At 53.1% G+C, this 19,778-nt stretch carries 14 protein-coding genes; 7 read left to right on the top strand and 7 right to left on the bottom strand.

Going from position 1 to position 19,778, the window contains the following annotated elements; translation table 11 throughout:
* Nucleotides 1-216: 216 nt before the first annotated feature.
* Nucleotides 217-579: a protein YacL gene (gene yacL, locus N7E69_RS12725; protein WP_000384308.1), complete on the bottom strand. Its 363-nt coding sequence runs from the start codon at nucleotides 577-579 to the stop codon at nucleotides 217-219.
* Between the two features lie 270 nt (nucleotides 580-849).
* Here yacL and N7E69_RS12720 point away from each other — a divergent pair, with 270 nt between their 5' ends.
* Both N7E69_RS12720 and N7E69_RS12715 read left to right on the top strand, forming a co-directional pair.
* Complete coding sequence (locus tag N7E69_RS12720) at nucleotides 850-1,173, top strand: low molecular weight protein tyrosine phosphatase family protein (RefSeq protein WP_001101536.1); 324 nt, start codon at nucleotides 850-852, stop codon at nucleotides 1,171-1,173.
* A gap of 417 nt (nucleotides 1,174-1,590) precedes the next feature.
* A complete protein-coding gene (locus tag N7E69_RS12715) occupies nucleotides 1,591-2,055 on the top strand; it encodes a membrane protein (RefSeq protein WP_000110439.1) in 465 nt (154 codons plus the stop codon).
* Between the two features lie 39 nt (nucleotides 2,056-2,094).
* Here the strand turns inward: N7E69_RS12715 and acnB are convergent, their stop codons facing one another.
* Entirely contained in the window at nucleotides 2,095-4,692 is a 2,598-nt protein-coding gene (gene acnB / locus N7E69_RS12710) for a bifunctional aconitate hydratase 2/2-methylisocitrate dehydratase (protein ID WP_000888959.1), read from the bottom strand.
* Between the two features lie 388 nt (nucleotides 4,693-5,080).
* Between acnB and N7E69_RS12705 the strand changes: the two genes are divergently transcribed.
* Both N7E69_RS12705 and N7E69_RS12700 read left to right on the top strand, forming a co-directional pair.
* Entirely contained in the window at nucleotides 5,081-6,706 is a 1,626-nt protein-coding gene (locus N7E69_RS12705) for a DUF3300 domain-containing protein (RefSeq protein ID WP_000174538.1), read from the top strand.
* Between the two features lie 12 nt (nucleotides 6,707-6,718).
* A complete protein-coding gene (locus N7E69_RS12700; RefSeq protein ID WP_000757442.1) occupies nucleotides 6,719-7,510 on the top strand; it encodes a DUF2950 family protein in 792 nt (263 codons plus the stop codon).
* A gap of 37 nt (nucleotides 7,511-7,547) precedes the next feature.
* Here N7E69_RS12700 and N7E69_RS12695 read toward each other — a convergent pair whose 3' ends face one another.
* From N7E69_RS12695 to pdhR, 5 genes are all read right to left on the bottom strand, one after another.
* On the bottom strand, nucleotides 7,548-7,832 hold the full coding sequence (locus N7E69_RS12695; protein ID WP_000765363.1) for an outer membrane protein: 285 nt from the start codon (nucleotides 7,830-7,832) through the stop codon (nucleotides 7,548-7,550).
* Between the two features lie 288 nt (nucleotides 7,833-8,120).
* Nucleotides 8,121-9,545 (bottom strand): dihydrolipoyl dehydrogenase, encoded by a 1,425-nt coding sequence (gene lpdA / locus N7E69_RS12690; protein WP_001537804.1) that lies wholly within the window; start codon nucleotides 9,543-9,545, stop codon nucleotides 8,121-8,123.
* 200 nt (nucleotides 9,546-9,745) lie between these two features.
* A complete protein-coding gene (aceF, locus tag N7E69_RS12685) occupies nucleotides 9,746-11,635 on the bottom strand; it encodes a pyruvate dehydrogenase complex dihydrolipoyllysine-residue acetyltransferase (protein WP_000963597.1) in 1,890 nt (629 codons plus the stop codon).
* 14 nt (nucleotides 11,636-11,649) lie between these two features.
* Nucleotides 11,650-14,313 (bottom strand): pyruvate dehydrogenase (acetyl-transferring), homodimeric type, encoded by a 2,664-nt coding sequence (aceE, locus tag N7E69_RS12680; RefSeq protein ID WP_000003852.1) that lies wholly within the window; start codon nucleotides 14,311-14,313, stop codon nucleotides 11,650-11,652.
* Nucleotides 14,314-14,472: 159 nt separating this feature from the next.
* Nucleotides 14,473-15,237, bottom strand: a complete 765-nt coding sequence (pdhR, locus tag N7E69_RS12675) for a pyruvate dehydrogenase complex transcriptional repressor PdhR (protein ID WP_000331771.1) — start codon at nucleotides 15,235-15,237, stop codon at nucleotides 14,473-14,475.
* Nucleotides 15,238-15,799: 562 nt separating this feature from the next.
* Here pdhR and aroP point away from each other — a divergent pair.
* From aroP to N7E69_RS12660, 3 genes are all read left to right on the top strand, one after another.
* Entirely contained in the window at nucleotides 15,800-17,173 is a 1,374-nt protein-coding gene (aroP, locus tag N7E69_RS12670) for an aromatic amino acid transporter AroP (RefSeq protein WP_162138164.1), read from the top strand.
* Between the two features lie 163 nt (nucleotides 17,174-17,336).
* The gene (locus N7E69_RS12665) at nucleotides 17,337-18,743 is read left to right on the top strand and encodes a glycoside-pentoside-hexuronide (GPH):cation symporter (protein WP_000357537.1); all 1,407 of its coding nucleotides are present in this window, start codon (nucleotides 17,337-17,339) and stop codon (nucleotides 18,741-18,743) included.
* Nucleotides 18,743-19,693 carry a family 43 glycosylhydrolase gene (locus tag N7E69_RS12660; RefSeq protein ID WP_000024767.1) on the top strand — a complete coding sequence of 317 codons (951 nt, stop codon included), beginning with the start codon at nucleotides 18,743-18,745 and terminating at the stop codon, nucleotides 19,691-19,693. Before N7E69_RS12665 ends, N7E69_RS12660 begins: the two co-directional genes overlap by 1 nt.
* The last annotated feature ends 85 nt before the right edge of the window (nucleotides 19,694-19,778 follow it).

The raw sequence follows: 19,778 nt of genomic DNA, 5'->3' as shown, positions 1-19,778 counted from the left end.
TTGTTGTGATTGAATAAAATCATAACGATTATATTCAATCAAATTAAGATCACAAACGCGTCAGATCACAGTTTTAAAATGATTAATAAAAATCAAAAAATCATTCTGCTATAAAAAAGCCGGGATACTCCCGGCTGGAATGTTTGGCGACTTCGTTTCCACTACCGCCCCCAACTGTCCGTCGACTGGCGTTGTGGGACAATAACGAAGAGAGGATCAGGCTTTACTGACGAATTCCCGATACGCGGCGACGACCCGCAGAAAATCCTCCATGCCGCACAGGGATAAACTCTCTTCATCGTAATAACTCATCCCCTCTTCCATCTCATCGCCGGAAAAATCCAGTTGATTGGCGCGAATCATCACTTCTTCGCCGTCCATCCAGATCGTGTATTCATGCCCTGCTCGTTGCCAGGAGCGTTCGCTGCCTTTGACCGTACGCGCGGCTTGTTCTACTTCATCCAGTAGCGAGAGGTTGTCTTTAACCTCTTCATTAAACCAGTGACCGACCACCTCGTGGCCCATCGACATTCGTACTTTTACCCCTCCGGTAACGTCGCGCAGAAATTCGTAATCCATAATTGTTTTCCTCTGCCCTGACAATGCGCCAATACCGCATTGCGCCTTAAGGTAATTATCGCAGCACGGTGAAAGAAAAACAGCGGGGCGCACAAAAGATAAAATAAAAATGCCAAAACAGTTTATTATTCATACAGAAAGTCACTCTAGCGCTTCAATATATCTACACGCACTCCGACAAAGTGCTACGTGCCGCACCGTGGGGTATTAAGTCTCCACGATTCACAAACTCGCCGTTAGCGAAGCGCGATCTGGAAGAGTATTTATTTAATGAATGTGCTTTTCATATGCAGCCGAAATCAATGGCGCAGCCCCACGGCGGAGCAGGTGTTCCGCCGCTATCCTGGCCTTAGCGTCCGTTCCGCTGGCACCAGCCGCAACGCCAAAAAAAGCGTGTCGTGCGGGTTACTTCAGTGGGCTGACGTTATCTGCGTTATGGAGCAGAAACATAAAGACCGGTTGATGGCTGAATATCGTCGTATTATTGAAAATAAGCCCCTGCACGTACTCGATATCCCCGATGACTACCGCTATATGGACCCTGAGCTGGTCAGGCAACTGGAAGAGCTGGTGCCGGAAGTGCTGGGGATATAGGCATTACCGATAGCTGCAAGAAAATTTCCCTCACCCATCACGTTTACATTCACTTAATCTCCGTTAAGCGAAAACTCGACGACAAATTTCACATCAGACAGCGCGCCGTTTAGATGACCTTTTATTATGCGCCGGAAGAGCGCAGTCATTAAAAATGGCTGCCCCTCATCCAGTTATAGCATTACCAGCCCGGTGTCCCTCTGGCGTTTTTTTTCAGAAATCATCAATACCCTGCCACGCCGATGCCTGCTAGTCTTTCAGACGCTTCCTTATCATCCGGGTCGTTGTCATGAAATTGTTGGCTACTTGATAAGCGCTTTTCAACTAAGCTCCAGCAATGGGCGATATCAGCAGAGAAGCCGTAGTGAGTTGTATTTTTTGTCAGACGGTTGAAGGAAAATTCAGGAAGGATACATTATGTCTGTATTTCGACGAATAATTTATCATAGCGGTTGGTTTATTCTGTTTGGCCCGTTAATAGGCGCAGCCATCGCGATAGGTATCATAAACTTTTTACCCGCCATTATTGGCGGACCAGACTCATTTTTGTTGTATTTCTGCAGAACAAAACCAGAATTAGTGATTATTACCGGCTGGATATACAGTCTCCTCCCCGCATGGTTAACCGGTGTCGCCTGCGCGCTGATACCCCTGAAATTATATCAAAAAATAATTAACAGGATGATCCTTTGCGCCATTGCAGGCGGTCTGATCACGACGTTGTTTAATTTGGTGCGATATGGTTTTGACATAAGCATACTACCATTAATATATGGTGAAGTATTGATTATGCTTATTCCAGCGATTGTAGCCGGGGCAATAATGGGCGGGGTAATTACGTATTTGCCGGGGCTACGGGAAGTGAAGCGTAATAATAAATAAGAAGCGCCATTCGGGCCCGGAAATCCGGGCCCGTCTCTGTTACACCGCAGTCTGGAAAATCACGCCGTCCGCTTTCTCAGTGTACTGAGAGAGCTGGTCGAAGTTCAGGTAACGGTAAGTATCCACCGCCGTCTTATCCACCTGCGCCACGTAGGTCTGGTACTCTTCCGGCGTCGGCAGTTTGCCGATCAGCGCCGCCACCGCCGCCAGCTCCGCAGAAGCCAGGAAGACGTTCGCACCGGTACCTAAACGGTTCGGGAAGTTACGGGTAGAGGTAGAAACCACCGTCGCGCCGTCGGCCACACGCGCCTGGTTACCCATACACAGGGAACAACCTGGAATTTCGATACGCGCGCCGCTCTTACCGAACACGCTATAGTAACCTTCTTCGGTGAGCTGCGCGGCGTCCATACGGGTTGGCGGCGCTACCCACAGGCGGGTTGGCAACTGGCCTTTGTGGCTATCCAGCAGCTTACCAGCCGCGCGGAAGTGGCCGATGTTGGTCATGCAGGAACCGATGAACACTTCGTCGATCTTCTCGCCCTGCACGTCAGACAGCAGACGCGCGTCGTCCGGATCGTTCGGCGCACACAGGATTGGCTCTTTGATATCCGCCAGATCGATGTCGATCACCGCCGCGTACTCTGCGTCAGCATCGGCTTCCAGCAGTTGCGGATCCGCCAGCCATTTTTCCATGCCCTGGATACGGCGTTCCAGCGTACGACGGTCGCCGTAGCCTTCCGCAATCATCCACTTCAGCAGGACGATGTTGGAGGTCAGGTATTCAATGATCGGCTCTTTGTTCAACTTGATGGTACAACCCGCAGCGGAACGCTCGGCAGAAGCATCGGTCAGCTCAAACGCCTGCTCCACTTTCAGATCCGGCAGACCTTCGATTTCCAGGATGCGGCCAGAGAAGATGTTTTTCTTGCCTTTCTTCTCAACGGTCAGCAGGCCCTGTTTGATGGCGTACAGCGGGATGGCATGGACCAGATCGCGCAGGGTGATGCCCGGCTGCATTTTGCCTTTGAAGCGTACCAGCACGGATTCCGGCATATCCAGCGGCATCACGCCGGTCGCGGCGGCAAACGCCACCAGACCAGAGCCCGCCGGGAAGGAGATACCGATCGGGAAGCGGGTATGGGAGTCGCCGCCGGTACCCACGGTATCTGGCAGCAGCATACGGTTCAGCCAGGAGTGAATCACGCCGTCGCCCGGACGCAGAGAGACACCGCCACGGTTCATAATGAAGTCTGGCAGCGTGTGGTGCGTGGTGACGTCAACCGGCTTCGGATAGGCTGCGGTGTGACAGAACGACTGCATGACCAGATCGGCGGAGAATCCCAGACAGGCCAGGTCTTTCAGCTCATCGCGGGTCATCGGGCCAGTAGTATCCTGAGAACCGACGGAGGTCATTTTCGGTTCGCAGTACGCGCCCGGACGAATGCCTTTCACGCCGCAGGCGCGACCGACCATTTTCTGCGCCAGCGAGAAGCCACGGCTGCTTTCCGCCACGTCTTTTGCCTGACGGAAAACATCAGAGTGCGGCAGACCCAGCGCTTCACGCGCTTTGGTGGTCAGGCCACGGCCGATAATCAGCGGGATACGACCACCAGCACGCACTTCGTCGATCAGCACGTCGGTTTTCAGTTCGAAGGTTGCCAGTAGCTCGCCGGTTTCATGATTGCGTACTTCGCCTTTGTACGGGTAGACGTCAATCACATCGCCCATATTCAGGTTAGAAACGTCAACTTCAATCGGCAGCGCGCCCGCATCTTCCATGGTGTTAAAGAAGATAGGCGCAATTTTGCCGCCAAGGCACAAACCGCCGCCGCGCTTATTCGGCACGTTCGGGATGTCATCGCCCATGAACCACAGCACGGAGTTGGTCGCGGATTTACGGGAAGAACCGGTGCCCACCACGTCACCCACGTAAGCCAGCGGGTAGCCTTTTTTCTGCAATGCTTCGATTTGTTTGATGGGGCCGACAACGCCTGGCTGATCCGGCTCAATGCCTTCACGGGCGTTTTTTAACATCGCCTGCGCATGTAACGGAATATCCGGTCTCGACCACGCATCCGGCGCCGGAGAGAGATCGTCGGTATTCGTTTCTCCGGTCACTTTGAAAACGGTGACGGTGATTTTTTCCGCCAGCGGCGGACGGCTCAGGAACCATTCGGCGTCGGCCCAAGATTGCATCACCTGTTTGGCATATTCATTGCCCGCTTTGGCTTTCTCTTCTACGTCGTAGAAGTTATCGAACATCAGCAGAGTGTGGGACAGCGCTTTGGCAGCAATCGGCGCCAGTTTCGCATCGTCCAGCGCATCAATCAGCGGATGAATGTTGTAACCACCCTGCATGGTGCCCAGCAGTTCAATGGCTTTTTCTGGGGAGACCAGCGGGGAGGTGGTGTCGCCTTTCGCGACAGCAGCGAGAAAACCGGCTTTAACATAAGCGGCTTCATCTACGCCAGGAGGAACGCGGTTGATCAACAGGTCTAACAGGAATTCTTCTTCGCCCACAGGCGGGGTCTTCAGCAGCTCGACAAGCGCAGCCATTTGGGTTGCGTCTAAAGGTTTTGGCACAATCCCCTGGGCAGCACGCTCAGCTACGTGCTTACGGTATTCTTCTAGCACGACGATATCTCCTCGCTCTCATTGTCATAATGCGGCGCTTTTGTTGATGGGCGATTCTCTTCACGCTCCTGTGAGACAGTAGTTAGTAGGGTAAATGCCCGGTACCGCATAAGGCACAATAACAGGATTTTCTTTAAGTGTTAATCTGTTTACAAAAAAGCAACATAAAAAAGTGGCTGAATCGTTAAGGATGGTCTAATGCTCTACTGAGACGGGAGCTGCAGCCATAAATGCTTACCTCATTTCGTGCTTTGATCGTCACGTAACGTTACCGATCCCAACATTAGCTAAAAATTAAACTATCGTCCCTTTATACTCACGCCAAACTGCACCCCGTCGGCGGCAGGCATAATGACCATAGCGATTCTCTGGAATCGGGAGAGATAAAATGACGTTGCCCTTTAAACCCCATCTCATTGCCCTTGTGTGCAGTGCCGGGTTATTTGCCGCTTCGGGCGTACTGTATGTTAAAAGCCGCGCTCCCGAAGCGCCCGCGCAGGCGGCGACTCCCGCCCCTGAGCAAACGCAGACCGCTGTGCCCGCGCCTGTCGCGAAAACGACCTTTACCACTGCGCAAATTGATCAATGGGTCGCGCCTGTCGCGCTTTATCCCGATGCCCTGCTTTCTCAGGTGCTCATGGCCTCCACCTACCCAGCGAACGTGGTTCAGGCCGTCCAGTGGTCGCGAGATAACCCCACGCTGCAGGGCGATGCCGCTATTCAAGCGGTGGCCAGCCAACCGTGGGACCCCAGCGTCAAATCGCTGGTCGCCTTTCCTCAGTTGATGGCGCTTATGGGCGAGAATCCGCAATGGGTGCAAAACCTGGGCGATGCGTTCTTAGCCCAGCCACAGGATGTGATGGATGCGGTGCAAAGGCTGCGCCTGCTCGCTCAACAAACCGGTTCGCTAAAATCAACGCCGCAGCAAACCGTCACCAGCGTGCCGAAGTCCAGCGCTTCTACCGCCGTCACGACAACAACCACCACCACATCCGCCAGTACGCCAGCAACACCGTCGACCGTCATCAAAATTGAACCCGCGAATCCGCAGGTGGTGTACGTGCCGAACTATAACCCCGCGACGGTGTATGGCGCCTGGCCCAATACCGCTTATCCGCCGGTGTATTTACCGCCCCCTCCGGGGCAGCAGTTTGCCGATAGTTTTGTTAAAGGTTTTGGTTATAGTCTGGGCGTCGCCACCACCTATGCGTTGTTCAGCAGCATAGACTGGGATGACGACGATCATCACCACCATGACGACGACCATCATGATGATGATTACCATCATGGTGGTAACGGTTATCAACATAATGGCGATAATATCAACATCAATGTCAATAATTTCAACCGGATATCCGGGCAAAACCTGCCGGGCCAAACGATGGGCTGGCAGCATAATCCCGCCTGGCGCAATGGCGTCCCCTATCCGAATAATACCGTTGCGCAACGGTTCCATCCCACCAATGTTAGCGGCGGGTTAAGCGCAATGCAGCAAGCGCCAGTGTCTCGCGACAGTCAGCGCCAGGCGGCCATGGCGCAATTCCAACAGCGCAGCCATACATCACCCGCTAACCTGTCAGGCGAGACATCCCGCGACAGACAGCGCAAAGCGGCATCGCAGCAGTTAAATCAAATTGCCCAGCGTAATAATTACCGTGGCTATGACGGAACACAAAACAGCAGTCGTCGCGAGGCGGCGCAGCAGACACTGAATAAATCCACCACGCAGCAGCATCGTTCCGAGCTGAAGGCTAAAGCCCAGCAGCACCCTGTTTCACAACAGCAGAGAGACACCGCCCGCCAGCGTATTGAATCCTCTACGCCACAGCAGCGTCAGGCATTTCGCCAGAATATGCACGCCAATGTGTTTAGCGGGAACGACAGTCGATCGCCGTCATGGCAATCGCAACAGCTACGCGGCCTGGAAAGCCGTCGCGGCAGTCACTTAAACACCGAGCAACGCGCCGCCGCGCGGGAACATTTTTCTGAACATCATGAATTTCATCGCCGTTAACCGGAGCAGATAATGAAAAAGGTTATGTTAAACGCTCTGTTACTGTCGTTACCCTTGCTGGGCTACGCGCAGGAACGGTTCCCCTCCCCGGAAGCGGCCGCCAGCGCCTTCGCCGCGGCGGTAGCCGGAAAAAACGAAACGCAGCTTACCGCGCTACTGGGCGATGACTGGCGGCAATTTCTGCCGCCGGAAGGTGCCGCTCCCGAGGCCGTGGCCCGCTTCAATCGTGACTGGCGCGAAGGCCATCGCATTGTACAGAAAGACAATACGGCGCACCTGAATGTCGGACGAGAAGACTGGCAGCTCCCGTTGCCCATGGTGAAAGAGACTGGCGGCTGGCGCTTTGATATGGCGGCAGCCGGGAATGAGATCCTCACCCGTACTATTGGGCGAAATGAACTTTCTACCTTACAGGCCATGCATGCTTACGTTGATGCGCAGCAGGACTATTACTTACAAAACCATCGCTGGGCGCACAGGATAATCAGTAGCGAAGGCCAAAAAGATGGCCTGTACTGGCCAACCAAAGCAGGCGACATCCCCAGTCCGTTAGGCCCAAACTTTAGTCCCGCAGCGCCAGACGAGGGTTACCATGGCTACCATTTCCGTATTATCAGCGATAACGACGGTCACGGCGCGGCGCTTCTGGCCTGGCCGATGCATTACAGCGAAACCGGGGTGATGAGTTTTATGGTCAACCAGGACGATCGTATTTATCAGGCGGATTTAGGCAAGGAGACGGAGAGTAAAGTTCAGGCTATCACGCGTTTTGCGCCAGACGCGCAGTGGCAGGTCGCCGAATAACCCGTAAGCGCCTGGCGTTATCGCCAGGCCATGATCATTAGCCCTGATGCGGCATTAATTCCGGGTGGCCTTGTACCGGCGGCTTGTTGCTGGTCAGCGCGGCTTCATCAGCCTGAATGCTGCCGGAATTGGCCGCCCATACGCCTTCATGCGTGTGGGTGATCTGCTGATGCTGCGCATTCAAATCCTCGCCCATTGCCGCAATATGCGTGCTTTCCGTACCGCCGCTGTTAGTCGCCCAGGGGATGACGGGATCGCTGGCAAATGCCATGCCGGAAATCAAGGTCGCAGTTAGCGCTGCTGTTGTCAGAAAAAGTTTCATATATCAAACCTCATAATTAGCTCGCTATTATTTTATAGCGTTACTAATTTCAGGGGGATGACAAAGTAAGGAGAGGTATTTCTTATGAAACAATTAGTTGGTCGCAAATGACAGACAAAGGCACTACCGACGGCATACGCTTTGAAAAACGTACTGCTGCGGAAAAGATAAATTTTGCGGTTTCGTTATCCTTCGCCATCATTTGACACATCTGATTTGCCATGCATAAAAAAAGCGGCTGTAAAGCCGCTTTTTTGTATCGGGTGGCGCATTGCCACCTACAGAAGATTATTTCTTCTTCGCTTTCGGGTTCGGCAGGTCGGTAATACTACCTTCGAACACTTCAGCAGCCAGACCGACGGACTCGTGCAGCGTCGGGTGCGCATGAATGGTCAGCGCGATGTCTTCCGCGTCACAGCCCATTTCGATCGCCAGACCGATTTCACCCAGCAGCTCGCCGCCGTTGGTGCCGACAATCGCCCCGCCGATCACGCGGTGAGATTCTTTGTCGAAAATCAGTTTGGTCATACCATCTGCACAGTCAGAAGCGATAGCACGGCCAGAAGCTGCCCACGGGAAGGTGGCGGTTTCATAGCTGATGCCTTTTTCTTTCGCTTCTTTCTCGGTCAGGCCAACCCATGCCACTTCTGGCTCGGTGTACGCGATAGACGGGATAACTTTCGGATCGAAGTAGTGTTTCTTCCCGGCGATAACTTCAGCGGCAACGTGGCCTTCGTGAACGCCTTTATGCGCCAGCATCGGCTGACCGACGATATCGCCGATAGCGAAGATGTGCGGCACGTTGGTGCGCAGCTGTTTGTCCACGCGGATAAAGCCACGGTCGTCAACTTCCACGCCAGCTTTGCCCGCGTCGAGGTTTTTACCGTTCGGCACACGACCGATCGCTACCAGCACGGCGTCGTAACGCTGCGCTTCAGCCGGGGCTTTTTTGCCTTCCATCGAAACGTAGATACCGTCTTCTTTCGCTTCAACGGCAGTCACTTTGGTTTCCAGCATCAGGTTGAATTTCTTGCTGATGCGCTTGGTGAAGACTTTAACGATATCTTTATCAGCCGCCGGGATAACCTGGTCGAACATTTCAACCACGTCGATCTCTGAACCCAGCGCGTGGTATACGGTACCCATTTCCAGACCGATGATACCGCCGCCCATGACCAGCATACGCTTCGGTACTTCTTTCAGTTCCAGAGCGTCGGTAGAATCCCATACGCGCGGGTCTTCATGCGGAATAAACGGTAATTGGATCGGACGAGAACCCGCCGCGATGATCGCGTTATCGAAGTTGATTACGGTTTTGCCGTTTTCGCCTTCCACTTCCAGGGTGTTCGCCCCGGTGAATTTACCCAGACCGTTGACCACTTTCACCTTACGGCCTTTGGCCATACCCGCCAGACCACCGGTCAGCTGCGTGATCACTTTCTCTTTCCAGGTACGAATCTTGTCGATATCGGTTTTCGGCTCACCGAAGACGATACCGTGTTCAGCCAGCGCTTTGGCTTCTTCGATAACTTTTGCTACGTGCAGCAGCGCCTTAGAAGGGATACAGCCGACGTTCAAACAAACACCGCCAAGGGTGCTGTAACGTTCTACAATTACGGTTTCCAGACCTAAATCAGCGCAACGGAAAGCGGCAGAATAGCCTGCCGGGCCCGCCCCAAGTACCACGACCTGAGTTTTGATTTCAGTACTCATCATGACCTCTTTATTTGTATCCGGCGGTCCGGGGTACTTGATCGCCCATCATCCACCGGGTCGTTCTATCCGCCCGTATCTTACAAAATTGTTAACAATTTTGAAACAACAAACGGATCACGAATTATCGCTTTCGCTAATAACCTCACAAAATACATGAGATTATCAAAAAAAGCCGGCCGTCGGGCCGGCTTTTTCGCTTACATCACCAGACGGCGAATGTCAGACAACATATTGTTGATAATGGTAATGAAACGCGCACCATCAGCACCATCGATCACACGGTGGTCGAAGGAAAGAGAGATAGGCATCATCAGACGCGGCACAAACTCTTTCCCATTCCACACCGGCTCCATCGCCGACTTAGAAACGCCGAGGATAGCCACTTCCGGCGCGTTAACAATCGGCGCGAAGTGGGTAGTTCCCAGGCCGCCGATGCTGGAGATAGTGAAGCAACCACCCTGCATTTCGCCAGCGGTCAGCTTACCATCACGCGCTTTTTTGGAGATGGTGGTCAGTTCACGAGACAGCTCGGTCACGCTCTTCTTATTCACGTCTTTAAAGACCGGAACCACCAGGCCATTCGGGGTATCAACCGCCACGCCGATGTTGATGTATTTTTTCAGGGTCAGACGCTGACCGTCTTCGGACAGAGAGCTGTTGAAGCGCGGCATCTGTTCCAGAGCAGCGGCAACCGCTTTCATGATGAAGACCACTGGCGTGTATTTCACATCCAGTTTGCGCTTCTCAGCTTCGGCGTTCTGCTGTTTACGGAACGCTTCCAGATCGGTGATATCGGTTTTGTCGAAGTGCGTAACGTGCGGGATCATCACCCAGTTACGGCTCAGGTTCGCGCCAGAGATTTTCTGGATACGGCCCAGTTCCACTTCTTCAACTTCACCAAACTTGCTGAAGTCCACTTTCGGCCACGGCAGCATACCCGGGATACCGCCGCCCGCAGCAGCCGGCGCAGCTTCCGCGCGTTTGATAGCGTCTTTCACGTAAGCCTGAACGTCTTCGCGCAGAATACGGCCTTTACGACCGGTGCCTTTCACTTTCGCCAGGTTGACGCCAAACTCGCGCGCCAAACGGCGAATCAGCGGAGTAGCGTGAACGTACGCGTCGTTTTCAGCGAACTCAGATTTGCCTTCCGCTTTTGCAGCCGGAGCCGCTGGCTTCTCAGCTTTCGCCGCTGGAGCCGGCGCCGCCGCTTCCTGTTTAGCCGGAGCGGCCGCAGGCGCTGCGCCTTCTACTTCGAAGACCATAATCAGAGAACCGGTTTTCACTTTATCGCCGGTGCTGATCTTGATTTCTTTCACGGTACCCGCGAACGGAGCCGGAACTTCCATAGAGGCTTTGTCGCCTTCTACGGTGATCAGTGATTGTTCAGCGGTAACTTTATCGCCGACTTTGACCATCACTTCGGTGACTTCAACTTCGTCGCCGCCGATGTCCGGTACGTTAACGTCTTTCACGCCCGTCGCTGCTGCTGGAGCAGCCGCAGCCGGAGCGGCTTCCGCTTTCGCTGGTGCTGCTGCGCCTGCTTCACCCGCCACTTCGAAGACCATAATCAGAGAGCCGGTAGAGACTTTGTCGCCGGTGTTCACTTTGATCTCTTTCACGGTGCCTGCAAACGGAGCAGGAACTTCCATAGAGGCCTTGTCGCCTTCGACGGTGATCAGCGACTGTTCAGCTTCTACGGTGTCGCCCACTTTCACCATCACTTCAGTCACTTCAACTTCGTCACTGCCGATATCCGGAACGTGAACGTCTTTCGCCGCTGCCGCAGCAGGTGCTGCTGTCGGAGCCGCTTCTTTCTTCTCTTCTGCCTTAGCAGGTGCAGCGTCAGCTGCACCGTCGGCGGAATCGAAAATCATGATAAGTGCACCGGTCTCGGTTTTGTCGCCGACAGAGACTTTGATCTCTTTCACGACGCCAGCCTGCGGAGACGGGACTTCCATAGAGGCTTTGTCGCCTTCTACGGTGATCAACGACTGTTCAGCTTCAACTTTGTCGCCCACTTTGACCAGAATCTCGGTGATTTCAACTTCATCTGTCCCGATGTCCGGTACTTTGATTTCGATAGCCATTATTCTTTTACCTCTTACGCCAGACGCGGGTTAACTTTATCTGCATCGATGTTGAATTTGGTAATCGCATCCGCTACCACTTTCTTGTCGATTTCGCCACGTTTAGCCAGTTCGCCCAGCGCTGCGACAACCACATAAGAAGCATCAACTTCGAAGTGGTGACGCAGGTTCTCACGGCTGTCGGAACGACCGAAGCCATCCGTACCCAGTACGCGATAGTCGTCAGCCGGTACGTAAGTACGAACCTGCTCGGCGAACAGTTTCATATAGTCAGTAGATGCTACAGCCGGAGCGTCGTTCATCACCTGAGCGATGTACGGAACGCGCGGGGTTTCCAGCGGGTGCAGCATGTTCCAGCGTTCACAATCCTGACCATCACGCGCCAGTTCGGTGAAGGAGGTCACGCTATATACGTCAGAACCTACGCCGTAATCTTTCGCCAGGATCTGTGCTGCTTCACGCACGTGACGCAGGATAGAACCGGAGCCCAGCAGCTGAACTTTACCTTTGCTACCTTCGAGGGTTTCGAGTTTGTAGATACCTTTACGGATACCTTCCTCGGCACCTGCTGGCATGGCCGGCATGTGGTAGTTTTCGTTCAGCGTGGTGATGTAGTAGTAAACGTTCTCTTGTTTCTCACCGTACATACGCTCCAGACCATCATGCATGATGACAGCCACTTCGTAAGCGTAAGCCGGGTCGTAAGAGATACAGTTCGGGATAGTCAGCGACTGAATGTGGCTGTGACCATCTTCGTGCTGCAGACCTTCGCCGTTCAGCGTAGTACGACCGGAAGTCCCGCCGATCAGGAAGCCGCGAGCCTGCTGGTCGCCAGCCTGCCAGCACAGGTCGCCGATACGCTGGAACCCGAACATAGAGTAGTAGATGTAGAACGGGATCATCGGCAGATCGTTGGTGCTGTAAGAGGTCGCCGCAGCCAGCCAGGATGCGCCTGCGCCCAGCTCGTTGATACCTTCCTGCAGAATCTGGCCTTTCTCGTCTTCTTTGTAGTAAGCAACCTGCTCACGGTCCTGCGGGGTGTACTGCTGGCCGTTCGGGCTGTAGATACCAATCTGACGGAACAGACCTTCCATACCGAAAGTACGCGCTTCGTCGGCGATGATCGGAACCAGACGATCTTTGATCGACTTGTTCTTCAGCATCACGTTCAGGGCACGCACGAAAGCGATCGTAGTGGAAATCTCTTTACTTTGCTCTTCCAGCAGCGCGCCGAAATCTGAAAGTTGAGGCAGCTCTAACTTCTCGGTGAAGTTCGGCTGACGGCTTGGCAGGTAGCCATGCAGCGCCTGACGGCGTTCATGCAGGTATTTGTGTTCTTCAGAACCTTCCGGGAAGGTAATGTACGGCAGTTTTTCGAGATCAGCATCGGCAACCGGCACGTTGAAACGATCGCGGACGTAACGCACGCCGTCCATGTTCATTTTCTTCACCTGGTGAGCGATGTTTTTGCCTTCCGCGGTGTCGCCCATGCCGTAACCTTTAATGGTATGGGCCAGGATTACGGTCGCTTTGCCTTTGGTTTCCTGCGCTTTTTTCAGTGCAGCATAGACTTTCTTCGGATCGTGACCACCGCGGTTCAGCGCCCAAATCTGCTCATCGGTCCAGTCGGCCACCAGGGCTGCGGTTTCCGGGTATTTACCGAAGAAGTGCTCACGCACGTAAGCGCCGTCTTTGGATTTGAAGGTCTGGTAGTCGCCGTCAACGGTTTCGTTCATCAGCTGGATAAGCTTACCGCTGGTGTCTTTACGCAGCAGTTCATCCCAACGACCGCCCCACATGACTTTGATAACGTTCCAGCCAGCACCTGCAAAGATGCCTTCCAGTTCGTTAACAATCTTGCCGTTACCGGTGACCGGGCCGTCAAGACGCTGCAGGTTACAGTTGATAACAAAGACCAGGTTGTCCAGTTTTTCACGGGTGGCGATGGTGATCGCGCCTTTGGATTCCGGCTCATCCATCTCGCCGTCGCCGAGGAAGGCGTAAACGGTTTGTTTAGAGGTATCTTTCAGGCCGCGGTGTTCCAGATATTTCAGGAATTTCGCCTGGTAGATAGCACCGATTGGGCCCAGACCCATAGAGACGGTCGGGAACTGCCAGAATTCCGGCATCAGTTTCGGGTGCGGATAGGAAGAGAGGCCATTGCCGTGAACTTCCTGACGGAAGTTATCCATCTGTTCTTGGGTCAGACGACCTTCCAGGAACGCGCGAGCGTAGATGCCCGGAGAGATGTGGCCCTGGAAGTATACCAGGTCGCCGCCATCCTGTTCGTTGCGCGCACGGAAGAAATGGTTGAAACAGACATCATAGATCGTGGCGGAAGACTGGAAGGACGCCATGTGGCCGCCCAACTCAAGGTCTTTTTTAGACGCGCGCAGCACGGTCATGATGGCGTTCCAGCGGATAGCAGAACGAATGCGACGTTCCAGCTCCAGATTACCCGGGTATTCCGGTTCGTCTTCAACGGCAATAGTGTTGATGTAATTACTGGCCCCTGCGCCTGCCGCGACTTTCACGCCGCCTTTACGAGCTTCAGAAAGCAGTTGGTCAATCAGATACTGAGCGCGCTCAACACCTTCTTCACGGATGACCGATTCGATCGCCTGTAGCCAGTCGCGAGTTTCGATCGGATCCACGTCATTTTGGAAACGTTCTGACATGGGGGTATTCCTTATCTATCTAATACGTTGAGTTATCTGGAACCTGTCCCATTAAACTTTCGTCAGAAAGCTTAATAAGACAGGTTCTGCGTTTAGTTGCCGCGCACATTTTTGCGCGTTATTCACAACATCTTCTGGTTAACGTTCTGCCAGAAAAAACTAATTCTTGCGCTGTTCCAGACGGCGTAAAGCGCGTTCACGACGGCTCTCCTCACGGCTTCTGTCCAACATAATCTCTTCGATAAACGCCAGATGGCGGTGTGACGCTTCACGCGCTTCTTCTGGTTTTCCGGCCATAATGGCTTCAAATATACGGGTGCGATGCGTACTCACCAGCGGCAGCATCTCCCGACGCGCATACAGCAATTCGAAGTTCTGCCGCACGTTTTGCGCCAGCATCGGCTCCATACACCTTAGCAGATGAAGCAATACCACGTTGTGCGCCGCTTCGGTGACGGCGATTTGATACTGGAGCACGGCTTCGGACTCGGCATCCAGATCGCCGGACTCTTGCGCCAGCTCAATAGCGTGGTGCAGCTCGCGAATACGGTCTTTATCTTCATCGGTGCTGCGCAGCGCCGCGTAATAAGCCGCAATGCCTTCCAGAGCATGGCGCGTTTCGAGCAGGTCAAACTGGGATTCAGGGTGATCGGAGAGCAGTTCCACCAGCGGGTCGCTAAAGCTCTGCCACAGGCTGCTCTGCACGAAGGTTCCGCCGCCCTGACGACGAAGCAACAATCCCTTCGCTTCGAGACGTTGAATCGCCTCGCGCAAGGAGGGACGGGAGACGTCGAACTGTTTTGCCAGTTCACGTTCCGGTGGGAGTTTTTCTCCGGGACGCAATGTTCCCTCAAGGATTAAAAACTCCAGCTGCTGCTCGATCACATCGGAGAGTTTTGGTTGGCGGATTTTGCTGTAGGCCATGATTTCCTGTCTTAAGCCATTTGCCCGGAGTCAATTGGTCTTACCAATTTCATGTCTGTGACGCTAAAGTAACAAAGTATTCACCTTCTGTCCATACAGGTTTTGATTGAAATCAGTAAAGGAGGCACATTTTAACAATTTTACAGAAATCATGTTTCAAAACTGTAACTGTGCACAAATGTTAAATTTACCCACCAGGAGGTAGATTTAACGTATTTGAAACGATAAAAAATCTCATCTGAACCGATTCAACAGTAGATTAAATGCATTTTTATGCATAAATAATGAATAAAAACAAATTAACCTTTGTAAGGGAAAATAAAAGGAGGTATTTACAAGTGCTTTCTTTTTACGCAACTCGTCATCACCCCTGCACAAAGCAGGTGCATTCGCGGCCACATACCATTATTCTGATCAAGACGAAAGAGTTGAAGTGACATTTAAAAAAACGAATATGTAAATAAATCAATACAAAAAGCGGAATTGCAAACTTACACACGCACTACTGCATCGTTCAAAATAAGCGCGTTATGAATAAACCGCGCCCGATACACGAGGTTTTATAATGGACAGTCAGCAGCACGGCGAGCAGCTCAAGCGCGGCCTGAAAAACCGCCATATTCAGCTTATCGCATTGGGCGGCGCGATAGGGACAGGCTTGTTCCTGGGAAGCGCCTCCGTTATTCAGTCGGCGGGGCCAGGAATTATCCTGGGCTATGCGATTGCAGGCTTTATTGCCTTTCTGATTATGCGCCAGCTGGGAGAGATGGTGGTTGAAGAACCGGTCGCCGGCTCTTTTAGCCACTTCGCCTATAAATACTGGGGCGGCTTTGCCGGATTCGCTTCCGGCTGGAACTACTGGGTGCTGTACGTATTAGTTGCCATGGCGGAACTGACCGCAGTGGGTAAATATATCCAGTTCTGGTATCCGGAGATCCCCACCTGGGCTTCTGCGGCAGCCTTCTTTGTGATTATCAACGCCATCAACCTGACCAACGTTAAAGTGTTCGGTGAGATGGAGTTTTGGTTCGCCATTATTAAAGTGATCGCCGTCATCGCTATGATTCTGTTCGGCGCGTGGTTACTCTTCAGCGATACCGCTGGTCCGCAGGCCACCGTGCGCAACCTGTGGGAACAGGGCGGCTTTCTGCCGCATGGCTGGACCGGGCTGGTGATGATGATGGCCATTATTATGTTTTCGTTCGGCGGACTGGAGCTGGTAGGGATCACCGCCGCTGAAGCCGATAACCCGGAACAGAGCATCCCCAAAGCCACTAATCAGGTTATCTATCGCATCCTGATTTTTTATATCGGCTCGCTGGCGGTTCTGCTTTCGCTGCTGCCATGGACTCGCGTCACCGCCGATACCAGCCCATTTGTCCTTATCTTCCATGAGCTGGGCGATACGTTTGTCGCCAATGTACTGAATATCGTGGTTCTCACCGCCGCGCTATCGGTTTATAACAGCTGCGTTTACTGCAACAGCCGTATGCTGTTCGGTCTGGCCCAGCAGGGAAATGCGCCGAAAGCGCTGCTGAACGTCGATAAACGCGGCGTGCCGGTGAGCTCCATTTTGGTTTCCGCCGTCGTGACGGCGTTGTGCGTGCTGCTCAACTACCTGGCTCCAGAGTCCGCATTCGGACTGCTGATGGCGCTGGTGGTCTCCGCGCTGGTCATTAACTGGGCGATGATTAGCCTTGCCCATATGATGTTCCGTCGCGCGAAACAGCAGCAGGGCGTGAAAACCCGCTTCCCGGCCCTGTTTTATCCGTTCGGCAATGTTCTCTGCCTGCTGTTTATGGCGGCGGTATTGATCATTATGCTGATGACGCCAGGTATGGCGATCTCCGTGTGGCTGATTCCGGTATGGCTGCTCATCCTGGGCGTCGGCTACCTGTGTAAAGAAAAAACGGCAAAAACGGTGAAAGCCCACTGATCGTGGCGTTACTTTTCCGCCCTCCCCGTCCGGGGAGGGTGTTATCTGCCTCACAGTTTCCCACGTATAACCATTTTATCCATATCAGCGGCGTGATCCTGCTACGCAAAAAAAAGCTCGCAGGCGAATAATTACCGCCATCATCTGATGGGGAGAAGTCTCAATGGATAAGGGCAGACTTTCGGTAAGAGAGAAAATCGGGTATGGCATGGGTGACGCCGGATGTAACATTATTTTTGGCGCTATCATGCTGTTTGTTAATTACTTTTATACGGATATTTTTGGTCTTGCCCCGGCGTTAGTCGGTGTTTTACTCCTTTCAGTACGCGTTATCGATGCCGTTACCGATCCGGTGATGGGCGCGCTTGCCGATCGTACCCAAAGTAAATATGGTCGTTTCCGCCCCTGGCTACTGTGGATTGCATTTCCCTACGCGCTGTTCAGCGTGCTGATGTTCACGACGCCGGACTGGGGCTATAACAGCAAAGTTGTCTATGCTTTCGTCACCTATTTTCTGCTTTCCGTGACCTACACCGCCATCAATATTCCCTATTGCTCACTGGGCGGCGTGATCACCAACGATCCAAAAGAGCGCGTGGCCTGTCAGGCTTATCGCTTCGTGTTAGTCGGCATCGCGACGCTGTTGCTATCGTTAACGCTATTGCCGATGGTGGACTGGTTTGGCGGCGGCGACAAAGCCAAAGGCTATCAGTTGGCGATGACCGTGCTGGCGATTATCGGCATGGGTATGTTTCTGTTCTGCTTTGCCAGCGTCCGCGAACGCGTTCGCCCTGCCGTTCCGACGCACGATGATATGAAGAATGATTTCAAAGACGTGTGGAAAAACGATCAATGGGTACGCATTCTGCTATTGACCTTATGTAACGTCTGCCCGGGGTTTATCCGTATGGCGGCGACCATGTATTACGTCACCTGGGTGATGGGACAAAGCACCCATTTCGCTACGCTTTTTATTAGCCTTGGCGTGGTCGGTATGATGATCGGCAGTATGCTGGCAAAAGTCTTAACCGATCGCTGGTGTAAATTGAAGGTATTTTTCTGGACCAATATCGCGCTGGCGATTTTCTCCTGCGCGTTCTATTTCTTTGATCCGAAAGCTACCGTGATGATAGTGGCGCTCTACTTCCTGCTCAATATTCTGCATCAGATCCCTTCCCCGTTGCACTGGTCGCTGATGGCGGACGTCGATGATTACGGCGAATGGAAAACCGGCAAACGCATTACCGGTATTAGCTTCTCCGGTAATCTGTTCTTCCTGAAACTGGGCCTGGCGATTGCCGGGGCGATGGTCGGCTTTTTGCTCTCCTGGTACGGTTATGACGCCAGCGCCAAAGCGCAAAGCGCCTCGGCGATGAACGGTATTATGCTGTTGTTTACCGTTATCCCCGGCGTTGGCTATCTGATTACCGCAGGCGTGGTACGTCTGCTGAAAGTTGACCGTGAACTGATGAAAAAAATCCAGGACGATTTGGAAAAACGTCGCACTAATTACCGCGAATTGAGTGAGTTGCAGGACCTCAAAGCCGCTGAAAGCGTAAGGAAAGCCTGATGGCAAACTGGCCAAACCCGTTTATTGAACAACGTGCCGATCCGTTTATTTTACGCGACGGCAGCGATTACTACTTTATTGCCTCCGTACCGGAATATGACAGGCTGGAAATCCGCCGGGCTGATTCGCTGGAAGGGTTGCGCGCCGCCGACCCCGTTGTCGTCTGGCGCAAACCGGAAAGTGGCCCGATGAGCCAGCTCATCTGGGCACCGGAAATGCACCGCATCAACGGCAAGTGGTACATCTATTTTGCCGCTACCCATACTCAAGCGCTTGATAAGCTGGGAATGTTCCAGCATCGCATGTTTGCCCTGGAGTGCGCCGATGCCGACCCACTCACCGGCAAGTGGACGGAGAAAGGTCAAATTAAAACACCGTTTGATACCTTCGCCCTCGATGCCACCACTTTTTATCATCAGGGAAAGCAGTGGTATCTGTGGGCGCAAAAAGCGCCGGATATTGCCGGTAACTCAAATATTTATCTGGCTGAACTGGAAAATCCGTGGACGATTAAAGGCGAGCCGGTAAGACTCAGTAAGCCAGAGTACGACTGGGAGTGTCGGGGTTTTTGGGTTAACGAAGGTCCGGCCGTCGTGGTGCATGGCGACAAGCTGTTTATCAGCTATTCGGCCAGCGCCACCGATGAAAACTACTGTATGGGATTACTGTGGATTAACGTAAACGACGATCCGCGCGATCCGGCCAACTGGCATAAATCACCGCGCCCGGTCTTTACCACCAGCTATGAAAATCGCCAGTATGGGCCGGGACATAACAGCTTTACGCAAACGCCGGAAGGTGAAGATGTACTGGTGTACCACGCGAGAAATTACACCGAAATTGAAGGCGATCCGTTGTACGATCCCAACCGCCATACGCGTCTGAAACGGGTGCGCTGGGACGAAAACGGGATGCCTGATTTTGGCGTGCCGCCAGCCGATACGATCTAAGCCGTTGCACTGCCCGGTGGCGCTAGCGCTTACCGGGCCTACAGATTTTTCCATTGTAGGCAGCATAAGCGTTAGCGCCATCGGC

This window comes from Salmonella sp. 3C, from assembly GCF_025426275.1.
Lineage (GTDB): Bacteria > Pseudomonadota > Gammaproteobacteria > Enterobacterales > Enterobacteriaceae > Salmonella > Salmonella enterica.
The sequence above is the reverse complement of the archived record's forward strand: the minus strand, read 5'-3'. Positions and strand labels throughout refer to the sequence as shown.